We start from the raw sequence: 17,999 nt of genomic DNA on the forward strand, positions 1-17,999 counted from the left end.
ACGACGGCGTGGCCGCGGCGGCACGGGCCCGGGCGAGCGCGGCCTCGGCCTGCTCGGCGCGGTCGCGCGCCTTGCCGCGCTCGGCGGCGGCCTTCTTCTCGGACGCGGCCTTCGCGGAGGACGCGGCCTTCGCGGCGGCCTGCTCCTCGGCGGCCTTCTGCTGCGCGGCGGCGTCAGCCGCGGCCTTCTCCTCGGCAGCCTTGGCCTTGCCGCGCTCGGCGGCGGCGGACCGCTCGGAGGCGGCCTTGCGCTGCGAGCGCTCGAGGTCGAGGACCTCCTGCTCGCGGGCCTCCAGCGAGTTCCGCAGCTTGTCGTTCTCGGCCTGGAGACGCATCTCCTCGGCGCTGGCGCGGGTGGGGACGACGCCGTCGACGGAGGGCGACAGCCAGACGCCGACGGTGACGGCGACGAGGGCGAGCGCGATCGCGGCTGCGGTCAGCCGCTTGCGGGGGGACGGGCGGATCGCCCGGGTCCACCAGCCGTGGGCGGTGTGCTCAGACATAGACGAGTGCCTCCAGGGCGAAGATCAGCACGGCGGCCACGTAGGGGATGCCGGCGAGAGGGTTGAGACGGCGACGGCGACGCGGCGCGGGGGCCGGCGCGGGGGCCGCGGTGGCGCGGCGGACGCGCGTCGGCGCCTCGGTCAGGACGGTGCCGTCGGCGGACCGCTGGTGCGGGACGACACCGTCGGGGGCGCGGTCGACGAGGTCGACGGGACCCTGCGGGGCCTGCTCGAGCTCCTCCATGAGGTCACCGCCGGCGTAGGCGCCGGCACGGGTGCCCCAGCCCGACGCGTGCGCCATGCGCAGGAAGCCGAGCAGGCGGACGGGCATGAGGAAGAACGTCGAGACGATGATGAAGACCGGCAGCCGCAGGAAGTCGGACGGCTTCTCGTGCAGGTGGCGGATCTGGCGGATCGCCATGGAGAGCACCGACGAGATGACCATCGTGGCGACGACCCAGACCCAGCCCTGCAGCCCCGTGTACGTCTCGAGGATCGCCTGGTAGAGGTTCACGCCCGTGCCGGACGCGGCGCGGTAGATCCAGCCCGCGATCGTCCCGACCAGCAGGAACGGCAGGATGATGTCCATCACGAAGAAGATCGCCAGGACGGGGGCGTGGCCCATCATCCAGGGCAGCATCCGCAGGGTGTTGTACTGGCTGCCGCGGGCCCAGCGGAGCTGCTGCTTGAAGAGCTTCTTCACCTGCAGCGGGGCGTCCGTGTAGACGAGGCTCGTGTACTGGTACACGCACTTGTAGCCGGCCTTGAGCGTCAGGTTGGTCAGCGTGCGGTCGTCGGAGACCTCGAGGAAGACGCCCATGAACTTCTCGTGCATGAAGTCGTCCATGACGTCGATGAGGATGTGCCGGCGGAACGCGATGGTGCGTCCGGGGAGGCAGCCGACCTGGCCGAGCGCGGACTGCGCGGGCATCGAGTAGAGCGCGCGGGTGTTCTCGAGCCAGTCGGCCCAGCGGGTGATCCAGGACCGCTCGGGGTCGAGGATGCGCTGACGCGTGGTGACGCCGCCGATGTTGGCGTCGGCGAACGGCTTGACGAGCTCCGGGAGCGTGCCGTCGGTCCAGACGGTGTCGGAGTCGACGAGCACGGTGATCTCCCCGCGCGACATCTCGGTGCCGATCTTGACGGCGTTGCGCTTGCCCGGGATCGGGGTGTGCACCCAGCGGACGAGCGGCGCGAACTGCTCGCTGACGCGCTCGAGGCCCGGGTTGGGCTTGCCGTTGATGACGACGATGACCTCGTCGGGCTGCTGCGCGACGATCCGCGAGAGCACGTCGTGGAAGAGGTCGAGGGGCTCGTCGACCACGGGGACGACGACGGAGGTGGTGCCGTGGTACTCGCCGGTGTACGGCTTGTAGCGGCGCGAGAGGAGGACCTTGAGCAGCCACAACGCCCAGATCAACGTGGAGAAGACAGCGAAGAGATAAAACTCCGACTGCCCTTCCAGCATATGGCGCAGCTGAAGGACGAAAACAAACATCTGAATGGCCTACCCGACACGGTGGTGGCTTTTTCTGACCAGCTGTCCCGGCGTCGTCGGCGATCCAGCGTGGACGTCGCCTGGGCGGGCTCAGGGCCGCCGCGGGCGCGTCGATAGACCGCGCGCAGGTCTCTGACCTGGGCACGGACGTGCGCAACCGCCCCCTGCTTGATTGGAGGCGCACGATCCGGGTCTCGGACGGAGCACACGTGAACACGTCCGGCGAACTCGGTAAATCGAACCTACCAGGCGGTAACAGGGCATTGAGACGGACACTTGTCCAAAAGTGACACCGCTCACCGCAAGCGCTTACCCCTTGCGGGGTTATGTCTGATTTGCCCTGGGCAACTTCACACGAAATTTACAAGAAGTTGCTCGGGACGACAGCGCCCGTCACGGTGTGACAGAGGTCTGGCAGCGGGCTGTCACGCCCGGTGCAGCAGGTCCTGGTAGTCGGGATGGCGTGCCACCCACGCCTTCACGTACGGGCACAGCGCCACGACGTCCCGGTGGCTCTCCCGGACGGCGCCCAGCGCCTCGCGCACGAGCGTCGACGCGACCCCGTGGCCCTCCGCGCGCGGGTCGACCTCGGTGTGCGTGAACACGACCGTCCGGCCGACCACGTCGTACACCGCGAACCCGAGCAGCTCGCCCGCCTCGTCGCGGGCCTCGAACCGGTGCGCCTCCGGCGCGTCGCTGACCAGCACGTCCGTCATGCACCGATCGTGCGGCACGGGACGCCCGACCACCAGCCCCGGGCCGCCGTCGGTACGCGGTGCGAGACTGAGGGCATGCTCCAGCCCTACCGCGAGATCCTGTCGCGCCCGGGTGCCCTCGCCTTCTCCGTCGCGGGGATGGTCGCGCGCCTCCAGATGTCGATGATCGGGATCGGCATCGTCCTCATGATCTCCGCGCTGTACGGCTCCTACGGGCTGGCCGGACGGGTGTCCGCCGTCTACGTCGTCGCGCAGGCCCTCTGCTCGCCGCAGCTCGCCCGGCTCGTCGACCGGCACGGCCAGGCCCGCGTCATGCGCCCCGCCGTCGCCGTCGCGTCCGTCGGCCTCGTGACGCTCGTCGTCGCGGCCCGCGCCGACAGCAACCCGTGGCTCCTCTACGTCGCCGCGGCCGTCACCGGCGCCGCCGTCGGGTCGTTCGGCTCGCTCGTACGCGCCCGCTGGTCCGGCGTGCTGGGCGGCGACCCCCGCCCCATGCACACCGCGTACGCGCTCGAGTCGACCATCGACGAGTTCGTCTTCATCGTCGGCCCCGTCCTCGCCACGGTCCTCGCGACCGGCGTCGACCCCGCCGCCGGCCTCGTCGTGCCGCTCGTCGCGCTGGTCGTCGGCGGCTACTGGTTCCTCGCGCTGCGCGCCACCGAGCCCGCCCCGACCAGCACCGCCGGCGGCGAGCGCGTGCGCGGCTCCGTCCTCGCGAACCCCGGCATGGTCGTGCTCGCGCTCGTGTTCGTCGCCATGGGCGCGATCTTCGGTGCGACCGACGTGTCGACCGTCGCGTTCGCCGAGGAGTCCGGGAACACCGGCATCGCGGGCGTGATCCTCGCCGTGTTCGCGTTCGGGTCGCTCATCGCCGGGCTCCTCTACGGCACGCGGCACTGGGTCCGCCCGCTGCACCAGCGGTTCGCGATCGGCGTCGTCGTGCTCGCCGTCGGGGTGTCCTTCTTCGTCGTCGCGACCAACCTCGTCGTGCTCGCCGCCGTCATGTTCGTCACCGGCTTCGCGATCGCCCCCACGCTCATCAACGGCAACGCGCTCGTCCAGCAGCTCGTGCCGCCCGCGCGCCTCACCGAGGGCCTCACCTGGGTCGGCACGTCGCTCGGCGTCGGCGTCTCCTTCGGGTCGTCCATCGCGGGCGCCCGCATCGACGCCGACGGGTCGCACGGCGGGTTCCTCGTCGTCATCGTCTCCGCCGGGCTCGCGCTCGTCGCGACCCTCGCCGCGTACCGCACGCTGCGGCCGCGTCCCGACGCGAAGGCCGCCGACGAGCGCGTCGCGCGCGCCGTGGAGGACGAGTCGCCGTCGGCCACCGCCGGGGCCGCCGTCGCCGCCTGCGAGGTCGCCGAGAGCGTCGACCCGCGCAGCGCCGTGCAGCAGCGGTCCGCGACGGACGGCCAGGTCGGCAGCGCCGTCGAGCACCCCGCACCGCCCCGGCCGACGGGCGTCGCCGAGGACGGCTGAGCGCCTCCCAGCCCGCAGTCGGGCCGCGTGTCGCCGACCTCGTCGCCGTCGCGACTTCCGATACCGCGGGAGTGCCCGTTTTCGACACCACGAACGGCCCATCCGGCCTCCCCCGACGCCCGGCCCCCGCAGTACCGTACGCGTCGTGACCCTCGCCGACGAGACACCCGTGGCCGACTCCGCGACCTCGTCCGACCTGACGTCGGACGCACCGGCCGCACCCGCCGACGCCCCCGCCGCCGGCACCGCACCGGCGGGCGACACCGCCGCGGACGTGCCCGTCGACGCGCTGCGGGCCGTGCTCGCGCCGGTCGGGACGGTCGCCGGGGTCGAGCGGCTCACCGGTGGGATGTTCGCGACGAGCTACCGCGTGACGCTCGACGACGGCACGCGCGTCGTCGTCAAGACCGCGCCCACCGCGACCGACGCGCTGCTCACCTACGAGCACGACCTGGTCCGGTCGGAGGCGCACGTCTACCGGCTCACCGAGGAGCACCCGTCGCTGCTCATGCCCCGCGTGCTCCTCACCGACTTCACCCGCACGCACGTGCCGACCGACGCGCTCGTGGTCAGCCACCTGCCCGGGGTCCCGCTGGTCGACGCGGGCTTCGGCACCGCCGACGACGACCCCCGCGCCGCGCGCGCGGAGCACGAGCTCGGCGCCTACATGGCGCGGCTGCACACCGCCGGGCTGCCCGCCCCGGACGGCGGCTTCGGCTACCCGAACCCCGCGGCCGGGCTCAACGCCCCCACGTGGCGCGGCACGTTCACCGCGATGGTCGAGGCCGTCCTGACCGACGCGCCGCGCTGGGGCGTCGACCTGCCCGCCGACGAGGTGCGCGCCGCCCTGCGGCGACACGGCGACGCGCTCGACGACGTCACCACGCCGACGCTCGTGCACACCGACCTCTGGGCCGGGAACCTGTTCGTCGACCCGGAGACGGGCGGGCTCGTCGGCGTCATCGACCCCGAGCGCGCGTTCTGGGGAGACCCGCTGCACGAGCTCGTCGGCGCCGACTGCCACAACGTCGGCCCGGTGAACCCCCGCGTGCTCGCGGGCTACGCGAGCGTCGTGCCCGGCGGCATCGACGTCACCAGCGCGTCGGCGCAGACGCGGCTCGCGCTGTACCGGACGTTCCTCACGCTGATCCTCACGACCGAGATCGTCCCCCGGTCGTTCGCGGGCGACTGGCTCCCGGGCTACCGCACGACCCTGGCCGACGCGCTGCGCACGCTGCTGGACTCGCTCGCGTAGCGACGCCGGGCTTCCTACGTGATGACCCGGACCTCCTGCGGCCAGCCGCACCCCTCGGCGACCCGGCCGGCCCACATCTTGGCCGTCTCCAGGTCGGGCACGTCGATGACCGTGATCCCGCCCAGGTACTCGGTGGTCTCGGCGTAGGGACCGTCGGTGATCGTGACCGTCCCGCTCGTCGCGTCGGCGGTGAACGCCTCGGCCAGGTCCTCCTCGAGCCCGCCGGCGAAGACCAGCACCCCGGCCGCCTCCATGTCGCGGACGACCGCCGTGCTCGGCTCGACGCGGGACTGGAACCACTCGGCCGGGTGGTCACCGACCCAGTTCTGCTGGAAGTAGATGGCGTACCGGGTCATCGTCGCTCCTCGTGTGCCGGCCGCTCCGTGGCGGCGTGTCACCACTGTGACGGACGAGCCCCGCCGGAATCGACAGGACCCGGTCAGGGGGTGGGGTGGTGGGCGTCGTAGTGCCAGAACGTGCGCTGGACGCGCACGAGGACGCTCACCAGCACGACGCACGTCAGGCCGCCGATCACCGCGGTCCAGCCCTCGCCGACGCGCGTCGCGAGCCCGCCGAGCAGCAGCTCCCCGAGTCGGGGGCCTCCGGCGACGACGACCACGAACACGCCCTGGAGCCGGCCGCGCATGTCGTCGGGCGTCGCGGTCTGCAGGATGCTCTGCCGGAACACCGACGAGATGGCGTCCGCGGCCCCCGCGACGACGAGCGTGAGCACCGCGAGCGCGAGCGCACCCCACAGCACCTGGTCGGGCCGCGTGGCGTCGACCGTGACGAGGACCGCGCCGAACCCGGCGATCGCGAGCCCCCACACCACGATCGCGACGGTGATGATGCGGCCCTGCCAGCGCACGTGCACGAGCGCGCCGGAGAACACGCCCGCGAGGACCGCCCCGACGGCGACCGCGGCGCTGACCACGCCCGTCGTGGTCTCGCCGCCGCCCAGGTAGAGGAGCGCGACCGCGGGGAACAGCACGCGCGGCGACGCGGTGATCATCGCGACCAGGTCGACCGCGAACGTCATGCGGACGTTGCGCTGCGTGCCGAGGTAGCGCAGGCCGTCGACGACCGAGCCGAGGCCGACCCGCGCACGCCGGACCGACGAGGGCTCGGGCGGGACCGGCGGGAGGCGCAGCAGCGCGGCGAGCGCGAACGTGAACAGCGCGGCGTCGAGCGTGTACGCGGCGGCGTACCCGAACGCGGCGACGAGCCCGGCGCCGAGCAGCGGGCCCACGGTGAGCGCGACGTTCCAGCCGGTGGTATGCAGGGCGTTGGCGGCGGGCAGCAGGGTCGGGTCGACCAGGCGCGGGATGATCGCCGTCCGCGCGGGGCTGTTCACCGCGCCAGCGGCCGACTGCACCGCGACCAGCGCGTAGAGCAGCCCCACGTGCTCGTTGCCGAGCCACGCCTGCACCGCGAGCCCGAGCACCACGGTCCACGCGACCAGCGACGCGACGAGCGCGACCCGGCGCCGGTCGTAGTGGTCGACGATCGCGCCGCCGTACAGCCCGAAGACCACGAGCGGCACGAGCGCGCACACGCCGAGCACGCCGACGGAGAACGTCGAGCCCGTGAGGTCGTACACCTGGAGCCCGACGGCGACGACCGTGAGCTGCGTGCCGAGGTTCGACACGGACAGGCCCCACCACAGCCGCCGGAACGCCGGGCTGACGCGGAGGGGTGTGGTGTCGACGAGCACGGACATCGCCGCCACCCTACGTCGCCCGGGGCACCCGTCCTCGCCGGGTCCGGCGCCGTCTCACGGCGACGCGCGGGCGGGGCGTGGGAGGGTGGGCGGGTCCGGGAGCGGGAGGAGAGTCGGTGGGCGTGCAGCACGTGGTCGTGATGGGGGTGTCCGGGACGGGCAAGACGACGATCGGGCGGCTCGTCGCCGAGGCGCTCGGGAGCCCGTTCGTCGAGGGCGACGACCTCCACCCGCCGGCGAACGTCGAGAAGATGGCCGCGGGCGTCCCGCTCACCGACGACGACCGCGGGCCGTGGCTGCGGCTCGTCGCAGCCGCGATGACCGAGCACGCCGAGGCCGGTCGCGGGACCGTCGTCGCGTGCTCGTCGCTGCGGCGGGCGTACCGCGACGTGCTGCGCGGCGCCGAGGGGCGCGTGCGGTTCGTGCACCTCGCGGTCGGCCACGAGGAGCTCGCCCGGCGCATGGCCGGGCGGCGCGGTCACTTCATGCCGGCGTCGCTGCTCGAGTCGCAGCTCGCGACGCTCGAGCCGCTCGGCCCCGACGAGGACGGCGTCACGCTGTCCGTCCACCGCGACCCGGCCCACACCGCGGCCGCGGTCGTCGACGCGCTGGACGCCTGACGCACCGACGCGCCCCCGACGTCCCGCCGGGTGGCGGTCGTCGGGGGCGCGTCGTCGTGGTCGGTCGCTCCCGGTGCTTCTCCCAGGCCAGCGGGAGCGGCGACTCGTCAGGGGGTGCGGTACCGGGCGTCGTCCGCGTCGATGATCGGCTCGCCGGCGAGGACGTCCGGCGCCGGGTCGTCGGCCTCGGGCGTCGTCGTGGAGGACCGCCACGGTGCGTTGCCCGCGACGGCAGACTTCGCGGCCTCGACGGCCTTGTCCTTGAGCGCCGAACCCTGCTGCTTGGCGAACTCGGTCGCCTGGCTCTCGACGTCCTGGACGTAGCCCTGGACGCGCGGGTCCTGCCAGACGTCGTTCGCCCAGCCCTTGATCTTCTCGAACTGACCCCGTCCCGCGCGGGTCCCGAGCACGTACCCGAGCCCGACGCCGACGGCGAACACGACCTTGCCCTTCATGAGCGGTCCTCCCGTGGGTCCGTGGCGGCGACGTCCGCAGTGCGCGCCGCCCGTCCGAAGGTCCGAGCGTAGGCACCGGCCCGCGGGTGCGCGCGTCGAACGGCGCCCTCGCCGCTGCGGGCGCGCGCGGCCACCACGCGGTCGGCGCGACGGAGGGCGTCGCGTCACCACGCCGCGCGCGCGAGGACCGTCGGGTCGACACTGGCGGCACGCGACGGCAGGGGGAGGTCGGCATGAGCGACCCGGGCACGGCCACGACGAGCGCGCGGTCGGCCGACGGCCCGCCGCTGCGGCGCACCATCGGCCGACGCGTCCTGCTGCTGTTCGTCGTCGGCGACATCCTGGGCGCGGGCATCTACGCGCTGACGGGCAAGGTCGCGGCGGAGGTCGGCGGCATGATCTGGCTGCCGTTCGTGTGCGCGTTCGTGCTGGCGACGCTCACGGCGACGGCGTACGCGGAGCTCGTCGGCCGGTTCCCGCAGGCGGCGGGTGCGGCGCTGTACGCGAACCGGGCGTTCCGGCGGCCGTTCCTCACGTTCCTCGTGGCGTTCGCGGTGATGATGTCGGGCATCACGTCGGCGAGCGCGGCCGCGCGGGCGTTCGGCGGCGACTACCTCGCGGAGTTCGTGTCCGTGCCGACGCTGGTCGCGGCGTGGTTCTTCCTGCTGCTCATCACGGGCGTGAACCTGCTGGGGATCTCGGAGTCGGTGCGCGTCAACGTCGTGCTGACGATCGTCGAGGCGACGGGCCTGCTGGTCATCCTCGCGATCGGGGCGTGGGCGCTGCTGACGGGCGAGGGCGACCCGGGCCGCGCGTTCGTGCTGGAGACCGACGGGTCGGCGTGGATGGCGGTGCTCGGCGCGACGGCGCTCGCGTTCTACGCGCTGCTCGGGTTCGAGGACTCGGTGAACCTCGCGGAGGAGTGCCACGCGCCGCGCCGCGACTTCCCGCGCGCGCTGTTCGGCGGGCTCGCGGTCGCGGGCCTCATCTACGTCGGCGTCGCGTTCACGTCGTCGATGCTCGTGGAGACCGACGTGCTCGCGGAGTCGACGGGACCGCTGCTCGAGGTCGTCAAGGTCGCCGGGCTGACGTTCCCGCCCGCGCTGTTCGCGGTGATCGCGCTGCTCGCGGTGTCGAACACGGCGCTCATCAACATGCTCATGGCGTCGCGGCTGGTCTACGGGATGGCGCAGGAGCGGATCGTGCCGCGCGTGCTGGGGCGCGTGGGCGGGCGGCAGACGCCGTACGTGGCGATCGCGTTCACGGTGGTGATCGCGCTGACGCTCGTGGCGACGGGCGACCTGGCGGGGCTCGCGGACACGACGGTGCTGCTCCTGCTGCTCGTCTTCGCGACGGTCAACGTCGCCGTCCTGGTGCTGCGGCGCCGGCCGGACGACGGCGCGGACGCACGCGACGAGGACCCGGCCGCAGGCGACGACGCGGAGCGACCGACCTTCCGGGCGCCGACGTGGGCCCCGGTCGCGGGCGCGGTCGTGTCGCTCGTCCTGGCGTCACCGCTCACGGGCCGCGACCCGGCCGTCTACGTGCGGGCGGGCGCGCTGCTCGCGATCGGTGTGGTGCTGTACCTGGTCAACCGCTGGGCGGTGGGACGCACGGACCGCACGGGCCGCGAGGCGGCGGCCCCGACGTCCCGCGCCTGACGTCGGACGGCCTCCTCACGGTCGACGCGGCCGGCGACGGCCACGTCGGACGACCTCGTCACGTCGACGCGGGCGGCGCCGGCCCGCGCGGACGGCCGGGCTCAGCGCGACCGGTCCGCGTGCTCGCGGTGCAGCGCGCACATCGCGTCGACGAGCGCCTCGGCGGGCCCGTCGACGACCGCCCCGGGGACGACGGACTTCACGGGCAGCGGCGCGACGGGCCCGGCCGGCAGCCCCCACGCCCGCCGCCACGCGACGAGCTGCCCGCTCGACGCGACGTAGACGATCCGCCCGAGCCCGGCCCACCCGTGCGCGGCGGCGCACATGGGGCAGTGCTCGCCCGACGTGTAGACCGTGCAGCCGCCGCGCTCCTCCGGCGGGAGGTGCGCGGCGGCCCAGCGGGCGATCTCGAGCTCGGGATGGCGGGTCTGGTCGCCGTCCTTGACGCGGTTGCTTCCTCGATCAGCACGGTCCCGGTGGCGTCGACGAGCACCGAGCCGAACGGCTCGTCGCCGTCGTCGAGCGCCTCGCGCGCGAGCGCGACGCACCGTCGCAGGTGGACCAGGTCGGCGTCCGTCACGGCCATGGTGCCGACCCTAGGCCGCGGCCCGGCGTCAGGACAGGCGCGCCGTCTTCACGCTGGCGATCGGCCCGACGAGGGTGCCCGCGGAGTTCTGCGCGACGACCCGGTAGTAGTACGTCGTGCTCGGCGCGAGCCCGCCGACGAGCCCGCTCGACACCGACTTCTCGTAGGTGAGGGCGGCGACCGACGTCACGGGGGAGGCCTGGCCGAGGGCCGTGGTCGTGCCCCACTCGATCCACGCCGTGGTCGCGAGCCGGTGCGGGTGCACCTGCGCGACGAACGTGGTCGACGTCGCGGTCGTGCCGGACGTCCACTGCTTCGACGACGTCGGCTTCCCGGCCGTCTCGAAGCTGCTGGTCGTGACCGTCGTGCCCGCGGGCGTGGTCGTCGTCGTGCGCACGTAGTAGGTCGTGCTCGGCTGGAGCGTGCCGAGCGGCTGGTTGACCGCCTTCGCGTACGACACCGCCGGGACGGACGTGACCGGACCGGTCGTCCCGTAGGCGGTCGTCGTGCCCCACTCCGACCGCACGGTGCCCGCGAACCCGTGCAGGTCCACGAGCGCCTGCGACGTCGCGGACGTCGTCGTGACGTCCTTGGCCGACACGGTGACCGTCGGCACGGGTGCGGCCTCGACGGACACGCGGTCGGTCGCGGTGCGGCCGGCGGTGTCGGTCACGGTGAGCCGCAGCGCGAAGGTGCCCGCGGCGTACGTCCGGCTCACCGTGGCGGGCGGCGTGCCGGTGCCGGTGAGGGGTGCGGAGCCGTCGCCGAGGTCGAGGGTCCACGACGCGATCCCCGCCCCGGGCACCGAGCCGGCCGCCCACGAGCGGGACGCGTCGACCGTGACGGCGAGCGGTGCGGCGCCGTGCGTCGCGGACACGCGCAGCCACGCGGTGGTGCGGGTGCGGGCGGCGGGGTCGGCCGCGATCGACCGGAACGCGCCGAGCGTCGTCGACGAGGAGTCCGCCCACCACGGGCAGCTGCCCTGCTGGTGGAAGTAGAGGACCGCCTTGACCTCCGGCCAGCTCGTCCACGTGGTCATCGAGTCGCGCAGCCAGGTGGCCTTGCGCTGCGCGTTCGTCGGGTCCTCGACCGAGCCCCACTCGGCGACCATCATCGGCTTGCCGTGCTTCTGCGCGAAGGCCCGGGCCGCCGTCGACTGCGTCGCGACGCTCTGCCAGGAGCTGGGCCCGCCGGGGTTGCAGCCGTTCCAGTTGTAGACGTCGAGCCCGACGAAGTCGACGACGTCGTCGCCCGGGTAGAGCGCGTCGGCGGTCGTCGTCGCGTTCGCGGCGAACGGCGTGGGCGTGACGATCCACGTCCAGACGACGTTGCTCACGCCCTTGTCGCGGAAGACCTGCACGTAGTGCCGCCACGCGGCGCGGTACTCGGCGGCCGTGCCGTAGCCCGTCGCGTAGTCGGGCTCGTGCTGGAAGGTCAGGTAGAGCGGGACGCCGAGGCCCGCGACGGTCGCGGCCTGGGCGGCGATGGTGGTGTCCTGGTCGCCGCGGGCGATGGACGCCCAGCTCACCTTGGTCCCGTCGACACGCTTGGTCGCGACGGACAGGACGGGCGTGCGGCCGCGCTCGACGGCCGAGGCGACGCCACCGGCGCGCAGGTCCTCGTCCCACTGCCGGTAGAGGCGCTGGGTGTCGAGCTTGCGGCCGACGGTGTCCTCGAACGTCGCGACGGCCTCCTCCTGCGTGGTCGCGCCCTTGGCGACGAACGCACCGAAGAGCAGGCCGTCCTGCGGGGTGAGGGCCGCGGCGGCGTCGCCCGGCGCGGGCTCGGCGGCGGTCGCGGGTGCGGCGACGCCGGTGCCGAGGAGGCCGGCGACGAGGGTCGTCACGACGACGACGGCGCGGCGGCGGGTCGTGCCGGGCCGGGACGCACGGGTGCCCCGGAGACGGCCGGTCGGGTGGGTCCGGGCATGGGTGATGGCGCCCGGAACGGGCGTGGACGTGCGCAAGTGAGGAGCCCCCCTGAGTCGTTCGGCAGCCTGGCGGACCTCGAGGGCCCCATGGCTTTGCGTCCCTGCCTCGCGGCAGGTTTGCCCTTGTCGCTGACCGAACAAGCGTACGAGCACACTCCTGGACATGTATATAGGACGTAAGTCCTAGACGATTGTTCATCCAGTCATATCTGTAGTGACCAACTTGTGGACGGGTATTTTCCTTCACGGGTGACTCGTGGAAACTGTGAGCACTTGTCCGGTACGCCGGACCTGGCCGCTCCCGAAAACGGGATCCGGCGCCGCACGACTGCTCGGAGACCGGGGGGACTCCGAACGCGTGCCGCGCCGCCTCACCGCTCGATGTCGAGCCGCCCTTCCCCCGCGACGTCCTCGCCGCCGACCCCGCGCGACCCCGAAGCCCGCCGCGTTGAAGAAGCCGACGCCTCGACACGAGGAGCTCCCGCGTGCTCATCTTCCTGCTGCAGGTCCGTGACCTGCTCTCGGACGCCCCGTTCGAGATCTACCTCTTCGCCCTGTTCACCGCTCTCGTCTGGCTCATCTGGCTCGTCAAGGTCGTCCTCTCCGCGCGCTACCGCACGTGGACGGAGCCGTGCCACGCGACCACGTCGGTCGTGATCCCGGTCGTCGACGAACCGCTCGACCTGTTCCACGACGTGCTGCGCCGCATCACCGAGCAGCAGCCCCACGAGGTGGTCGTCGTCATCAACGGACCGCGCAACACCGCGCTGGAATCCGTCTGCGACGACTTTCCTGAAGTGCGCCGGATCTGGACCCCGGTCGCCGGGAAGAGGAATGCGGTTGCCATCGGGGTGGAGGTGTCGACGGGCGAGATCATCGCGCTCGTCGACAGCGACACCATCTGGACGCCGCACACGCTCACCGAGCTCGTGAAGCCGTTCAACGACCCCAAGGTCGGCGGCGTCACCACCCGGCAGCGGATCCTCGACCCGCGGCGCAAGTTCATCACCCGCTGGGCCGACTGGCTCGAGAACAGCCGCGCGCTGTACGCGATGCCCGCGCAGTCCGCGCTCGGCCAGGTCGGGTGCCTGCCGGGCCGCACCATCGCGTTCCGCCGCGACGTCCTCGTGCGGGCGATGCCGCAGTTCCTCGGCGAGGAGTTCCTCGGCATCTTCCTCGAGGTCTCCGACGACCGGACGCTCACGAACCTCACGCTCAAGCAGGGGTACCGGACCGTCTACCAGCACACGAGCCTGGTCTACACCGATGCGCCGCTCAAGCTGCGCAAGATGGCGAAGCAGCAGCTGCGCTGGGCGCGCGGCAGCCAGTACAACACCCTGCGGATGCTGCCCTGGATGACCGGGCACGCCCCCGTGCTCGGGTTCTTCTTCGTCATGGACATCCTGCTGCCGTTCCTGCTGCTCGGGACGTGGGCCGGGGGCCTGTACCGCACGCTCGCGGCGACCGGCTACAACTTCTACACGCCGCTGCTCGAGCTGCGGCCCGGGTGGCAGGGCGTCGTGCTGCTCGTCGGGCTCGTCGTCGCGGCCAGCTGGCTGTCGATGGCGCTGCGGCAGATGCGCCACCTGCGCGAGGTCCCGGGCGACCTGCTCCTGCTGCCCGCGTACATCGTGTTCTCGACGTTCTTCCTCATGCCGATCCGGCTGCTCGGGTTCTTCCGCATGGCGCACGTCGCGTCGTGGGGCACCCGGGCGCACGCCTACTCCGCGGACACGTCCGACGGGGTGCTCGACGTCGCCGAGGACGCGCTGCGCACGGACGCCGGGCGCCCGATCGACGCGGCCCTGCCGTCCGTCGGCGACACCCCGCCGTCCGGGGTCCCGGTCGCCGGCGGCCCGGGCCACGGTCCGCAGGGGACCCGGACGGCGGCCGAGACCCGGGCCGCGCGCCGCACCGAGACGCTCACGTACGTCCGGACGCACCCGGCTCCCCCGCCCCGGCGACGCCGTCTCAACCCGAAGGCCGCCGTGCCCTACCTCCTCGGCGGTGCCCTGCTCAGCGTGGAGGCCCTCGCGTATGTTCTCTGACCGCCTGTTCCGCCTCAGCCGACGTCAGCGCATCAGCGGTGCGGCCCTCGTCGTCGCGCTCCTGCTGGTCACCGGCCTCGCGTGGTCCACGCCGCAGGGTCAGCGCTTCTGGGAAGGGCCCTCCGCGGCCGAGGTCGCGCTGCAGACCGAGCGCGCCCGCGCCGACGACCTCAAGACCCAGCTCACCGCCGCCGAGGAGAAGCTCACCGGTGGCCGGCCTCCCGTGCTCGACACCGTCCAGAAGGCCCGCGCCGACGACCTCAAGGCACAGCTCGACGCGCTGCAGGCCGAGCTCGTCGCGACCCAGCAGGCCCTCGGTCGCGCCGAGGCCGAGGCCGCCGCGCAGGCGGACACCGCCAACGTCGTGAACGGCGAGCTCAAGGCGACGCGCGAGCGGCACAACGCCGCCGCCGTCGACACGACCGCGAAGATCGCCGACCTGCGCCGGCAGGTGCAGGAGCTGTCCTGGAAGGTCGCGAACCCCAAGGGCTACGTGCCACCGCCCGTGACCGCGTCGATGACGAAGTCGCAGATCCTCGCCGCCAGCCAGCTGTTCGGGCTCTACACGACGCAGAGCCCGTTCGACTACGCCGAGTTCAACGGCGTCGAGGCCGCCGTCAACCGCAACGCGAACGTCAGCGGCTACTTCCAGTCGTGGGACACCCCGTTCCGGCCCGACGCCGTGCAGGCCGCGTGGAGCCGCGGGCAGATCCCCCTGCTGACGTGGGAGAGCCAGAGCCAGATCGGCTCGATCACGAGCGACGTGCCCGAGTTCTCGCTCAGCCGCATCATCGGGGGCGCGTTCGACGACTACCTGCACCAGTACGCCCGCGACATCACCGCCACCGGGCTGCCGCTCGTCATCCGGTTCGACCACGAGATGAACGGCTCGTGGTACCCGTGGTCGGAGATCCGCGGCTGGGACGGCGGGTCCGTCAACGGCAACAAGCCGGGCCAGTACGTCGAGATGTGGCGGCACGTGCACGACATCTTCGAGGCCGAGGGCGCGAACGACCTCGTCGTGTGGCTGTGGGCGCCCAACCGCGTCAACAAGATCCCCAGCCAGCCGCACCCGCGGCAGTTCTACCCTGGCCCCGAGTACGTCGACTGGGTCGGCATGTCCGGCTACTACCGCCCGGGCGACCCCGTGCCGACCTTCGACGACACGTACGCCATGACGTTGCCGATGCTGCGCGAGGCCGCACCCGGCAAGCCGATCTTCCTCGCGGAGATCGGGGCGACCGAGCGCGGCGGCAAGAAGGCGCAGTGGATCAGCAGCCTGTTCGACGGGCTGGCCCGGCCGGAGAACAGCGACATCATCGGCATCGGCTGGTTCAGCCTCGCCGTCACGTCGGGCGAGGGCAGCGGCCGCTCGACCAACGACTGGCGGCTCGACTCGTCGCCGCAGTCGCTGCGCGCCGCCGCCGACGGGTTCGCCCGCACCGGGATCGGGCTGCCCCGACCGTGACCGACGCGACCCCCGACCCCGGTCCGCCGCCGGGGTCGGGGGTCGTCGTCTGTCGACGGTCGCGCGTCAGCCGCGCCAGGCCGGGAGCTGCTGGACCGACCACTCGTTGCCGTCGGGGTCCCGGAAGCCGGTGAACCGGCCCCACGGGAACTCCTGCACCTCGGGCGCGTCGATCCCGTGCTCGACGAGGAACGCGCGCGCCGCGTCGGCGTCGTCGACGACGACCTGGAGGCCCTTGACGGACCCGGGTGCGGCGTCGGACAGGCCGAGCCCGACCGCGATCGAGCACTGCGAGCCGGGCGGCGTGAGCTGCACGAACCGCACGTCGTCGCTCACGCGCTGGTCGTGGTCGACGACGAACCCGACCTTCTCGGAGTAGAACGCGACGGCGCGGTCCACGTCGCTCACGGGGACGATCACGAGCTCGAGCCTGAACTCCACGGGAGACCCCCTCGGTCGGCCCGCCGGACGTCCCCGGCGGCGTCCGTCCCATGGTCCCGCGGACCACCCACACGCCGTCCAGCCCTCGCGCGCACCCCGGAACCGCCCGTCGCGGGTGATGCCGCCGCCGTCGCCACGGCGGGAGGGTGCCGGTCGAGGGGACGACGCGCGAGACGACGGGAGTGCGAGATGGCGAAGGGTTCGGACGCGGGCGGTGCGGGCGGCGGGGCGGTCTACGGCCTCGGGATCATCGGCGCGGCGGTCTACTACTTCTCGGCCGGGGTGGGCTTCTGGGACTTCGTCCTGGCGATCCCGAAGGCGCTCGTGTGGCCCGCGATCGTCGCGTACGAGCTGCTCAAGTCGTTCTACGGCGGGTGACGTCCCCCGCCTCGGCGTGCGGCTGCCGACGGCCGACGCGGGCGGGTCAGAAGCCCGTGTAGCGGCCCGGCCGGTGGTTGAACGTCACCACGAGGCTCAGCAGCACGGCGCCCGCGGCGGACACCAGCACGTCGAGCGGCGGGGCCACGGCGAACGCCGCCAGGACGACGAGCGTGTCGAGCGCCATGAGCACGTGCCCCGCGCGGATGCCCGACCGCTCCTGCAGCAGGACGGCGACGATCGAGAACCCGCCGACGCTCGCCCGGTGCCGGAACACGACGAGGAGGCCCGTCCCGCACAGCAGGTTGCCGACGACCGCGGCGAACCACGGGTCGACGGACGCGACGTCGAGGTGCGCGGCGGTCACCGCGGTGCCGAGCGAGACGAGCCCCACGGTCGCGGCGCTGCGGAACGTGAACGACCAGCCCGACCGGTGCGCCGCGAGCGCGAAGAACGGCACGTTGAGCGCGAAGAACAGCACGCCGAGCGGCAGGTCGACGACATGGCCCAGCAGCAGCGCGGCACCCGCGATGCCGCCCGTGACGAGCCCGCCGGTCCGCAGCAGCGACATGCCGACCGCGACCAGGACGACGCCCGTCACCAGGCCCAGCAGGTCCTCCGCGCGCCCGTGCGGGATCGCCGTGGGCAGCGTCGGGGTGTCGGTGGTGGCCATGGTGTCGTCCTCGGTCGCGTCGTCGTGGCGGGCGACGCTGCCCGGGGGTGCGCGGTCGGCGGTCGGTGCGCGCAGGACATTGTCACCGACGACGCGGCCCGCGGGTACGGGACGAAGGGCGGTCAGGACGCGCGCGCCCGACCCGCGAGACGGGGTCGAGCGGCTGGGCTCGCGGTTCGAGGCACATGGCCCGCAACTCCGGACCGCACGACGGTCAGCGCACCGGCGCGTCGGGGTCGCGCGGAGGCGAGCCGAGCACGTACGCCATGTGCCCGCCCAGGAACCCGCCGACGCCGAGCGCCGCAGCACCCGCGGCCGACGCGAGCAGGCCGACGCCCCGGTTGCCGTTGCGACGGGCGACCCACGACACGGTGTAGCAGGCGAGCGCGACACCGTTGGAGGCCGCGTGCACGACGCCGACGCGGCGGGTCCGGTCGTCGGCCACCGACCAGTCGGCCCACCCGGTGACGACGGTCGGCCCGGCGGCGAGGATCCCGGCGCCGATGAGGCGACGCGCCGCCTTCTCCTGCCCGACCGCGTCCAGGACCGCGGAGCTCATCCAGAGGCCG

General features: G+C 73.3%; 16 protein-coding genes, 2 pseudogenes and 1 riboswitch. Of the genes and pseudogenes, 7 read left to right on the forward strand and 11 right to left on the reverse strand.

Going from position 1 to position 17,999, the window contains the following annotated elements; translation table 11 throughout:
- The 3 genes and pseudogenes from CTKZ_RS18300 to CTKZ_RS18310 form a co-directional block, all read right to left on the reverse strand.
- A pseudogene (locus CTKZ_RS18300) lies at nucleotides 1–502 on the reverse strand (glycoside hydrolase family 26 protein); the annotation flags it as partial.
- Nucleotides 495–2,000 carry a glycosyltransferase family 2 protein gene (locus CTKZ_RS18305; RefSeq protein ID WP_124344267.1) on the reverse strand — a complete coding sequence of 502 codons (1,506 nt, stop codon included), beginning with the start codon at nucleotides 1,998–2,000 and terminating at the stop codon, nucleotides 495–497. The pseudogene CTKZ_RS18300 and the gene CTKZ_RS18305, both read right to left, overlap by 8 nt.
- A gap of 425 nt (nucleotides 2,001–2,425) precedes the next feature.
- Nucleotides 2,426–2,716, reverse strand: coding sequence for a GNAT family N-acetyltransferase (locus CTKZ_RS18310; protein WP_124344268.1), 291 nt, complete (start codon nucleotides 2,714–2,716; stop codon nucleotides 2,426–2,428).
- 75 nt (nucleotides 2,717–2,791) lie between these two features.
- Here CTKZ_RS18310 and CTKZ_RS18315 point away from each other — a divergent pair, with 75 nt between their 5' ends.
- Both CTKZ_RS18315 and CTKZ_RS18320 read left to right on the forward strand, forming a co-directional pair.
- Nucleotides 2,792–4,195, forward strand: coding sequence for an MFS transporter (locus tag CTKZ_RS18315; RefSeq protein WP_124344269.1), 1,404 nt, complete (start codon nucleotides 2,792–2,794; stop codon nucleotides 4,193–4,195).
- A gap of 145 nt (nucleotides 4,196–4,340) precedes the next feature.
- Nucleotides 4,341–5,450: a phosphotransferase family protein gene (locus tag CTKZ_RS18320; protein ID WP_124344270.1), complete on the forward strand. Its 1,110-nt coding sequence runs from the start codon at nucleotides 4,341–4,343 to the stop codon at nucleotides 5,448–5,450.
- Between the two features lie 14 nt (nucleotides 5,451–5,464).
- Here the strand turns inward: CTKZ_RS18320 and CTKZ_RS18325 are convergent, their stop codons facing one another.
- Both CTKZ_RS18325 and CTKZ_RS18330 read right to left on the reverse strand, forming a co-directional pair.
- The gene (locus CTKZ_RS18325; RefSeq protein WP_124344271.1) at nucleotides 5,465–5,806 is read right to left on the reverse strand and encodes a YciI family protein; all 342 of its coding nucleotides are present in this window, start codon (nucleotides 5,804–5,806) and stop codon (nucleotides 5,465–5,467) included.
- A gap of 83 nt (nucleotides 5,807–5,889) precedes the next feature.
- Nucleotides 5,890–7,170, reverse strand: coding sequence for an MFS transporter (locus CTKZ_RS18330; RefSeq protein ID WP_124344272.1), 1,281 nt, complete (start codon nucleotides 7,168–7,170; stop codon nucleotides 5,890–5,892).
- Nucleotides 7,171–7,286: 116 nt separating this feature from the next.
- Between CTKZ_RS18330 and CTKZ_RS18335 the strand changes: the two genes are divergently transcribed.
- A complete protein-coding gene (locus CTKZ_RS18335; RefSeq protein WP_124344273.1) occupies nucleotides 7,287–7,790 on the forward strand; it encodes a gluconokinase in 504 nt (167 codons plus the stop codon).
- 107 nt (nucleotides 7,791–7,897) lie between these two features.
- Here the strand turns inward: CTKZ_RS18335 and CTKZ_RS18340 are convergent, their stop codons facing one another.
- A complete protein-coding gene (locus CTKZ_RS18340; protein WP_124344274.1) occupies nucleotides 7,898–8,245 on the reverse strand; it encodes a YtxH domain-containing protein in 348 nt (115 codons plus the stop codon).
- A gap of 233 nt (nucleotides 8,246–8,478) precedes the next feature.
- Between CTKZ_RS18340 and CTKZ_RS18345 the strand changes: the two genes are divergently transcribed.
- Nucleotides 8,479–9,906: an APC family permease gene (locus CTKZ_RS18345; protein WP_124344275.1), complete on the forward strand. Its 1,428-nt coding sequence runs from the start codon at nucleotides 8,479–8,481 to the stop codon at nucleotides 9,904–9,906.
- Between the two features lie 101 nt (nucleotides 9,907–10,007).
- Here the strand turns inward: CTKZ_RS18345 and CTKZ_RS18350 are convergent.
- Nucleotides 10,008–10,492: pseudogene (locus CTKZ_RS18350) on the reverse strand (nucleoside deaminase).
- Between the two features lie 28 nt (nucleotides 10,493–10,520).
- Nucleotides 10,521–12,338, reverse strand: coding sequence for a glycosyl hydrolase (locus tag CTKZ_RS18355; protein ID WP_124344276.1), 1,818 nt, complete (start codon nucleotides 12,336–12,338; stop codon nucleotides 10,521–10,523).
- Between the two features lie 141 nt (nucleotides 12,339–12,479).
- A riboswitch (cyclic di-GMP riboswitch) is annotated at nucleotides 12,480–12,554 on the reverse strand.
- A 353-nt stretch (nucleotides 12,555–12,907) separates the two neighbouring features.
- Here CTKZ_RS18355 and CTKZ_RS18360 point away from each other — a divergent pair.
- Together CTKZ_RS18360 and CTKZ_RS18365 are read left to right on the forward strand one after the other, a co-directional pair.
- Nucleotides 12,908–14,470 (forward strand): glycosyltransferase, encoded by a 1,563-nt coding sequence (locus CTKZ_RS18360; protein ID WP_124344277.1) that lies wholly within the window; start codon nucleotides 12,908–12,910, stop codon nucleotides 14,468–14,470.
- Entirely contained in the window at nucleotides 14,460–15,938 is a 1,479-nt protein-coding gene (locus tag CTKZ_RS18365; protein WP_124344278.1) for a glycoside hydrolase family 26 protein, read from the forward strand. The genes CTKZ_RS18360 and CTKZ_RS18365 overlap by 11 nt, the downstream gene beginning before the upstream one ends.
- A gap of 66 nt (nucleotides 15,939–16,004) precedes the next feature.
- On the opposite strand, the gene CTKZ_RS18370 is transcribed toward CTKZ_RS18365, so the two are convergent.
- Entirely contained in the window at nucleotides 16,005–16,379 is a 375-nt protein-coding gene (locus tag CTKZ_RS18370) for a VOC family protein (RefSeq protein WP_124344279.1), read from the reverse strand.
- 189 nt (nucleotides 16,380–16,568) lie between these two features.
- Between CTKZ_RS18370 and CTKZ_RS18375 the strand changes: the two genes are divergently transcribed.
- Nucleotides 16,569–16,757 carry a hypothetical protein gene (locus tag CTKZ_RS18375; protein WP_124344280.1) on the forward strand — a complete coding sequence of 63 codons (189 nt, stop codon included), beginning with the start codon at nucleotides 16,569–16,571 and terminating at the stop codon, nucleotides 16,755–16,757.
- Nucleotides 16,758–16,803: 46 nt separating this feature from the next.
- Here CTKZ_RS18375 and CTKZ_RS18380 read toward each other — a convergent pair whose 3' ends face one another.
- Together CTKZ_RS18380 and CTKZ_RS18385 are read right to left on the reverse strand one after the other, a co-directional pair.
- A complete protein-coding gene (locus tag CTKZ_RS18380) occupies nucleotides 16,804–17,430 on the reverse strand; it encodes a YitT family protein (protein WP_124344281.1) in 627 nt (208 codons plus the stop codon).
- Nucleotides 17,431–17,644: 214 nt separating this feature from the next.
- On the reverse strand, nucleotides 17,645–17,999 hold a 355-nt coding region (locus CTKZ_RS18385), incomplete at its 5' end, for a DUF2231 domain-containing protein (protein WP_124344282.1).

The sequence above is a fragment of the Cellulomonas algicola genome (assembly GCF_003851725.1).
In the GTDB taxonomy this organism is placed as follows: Bacteria; Actinomycetota; Actinomycetes; order Actinomycetales; family Cellulomonadaceae; genus Cellulomonas; species Cellulomonas algicola.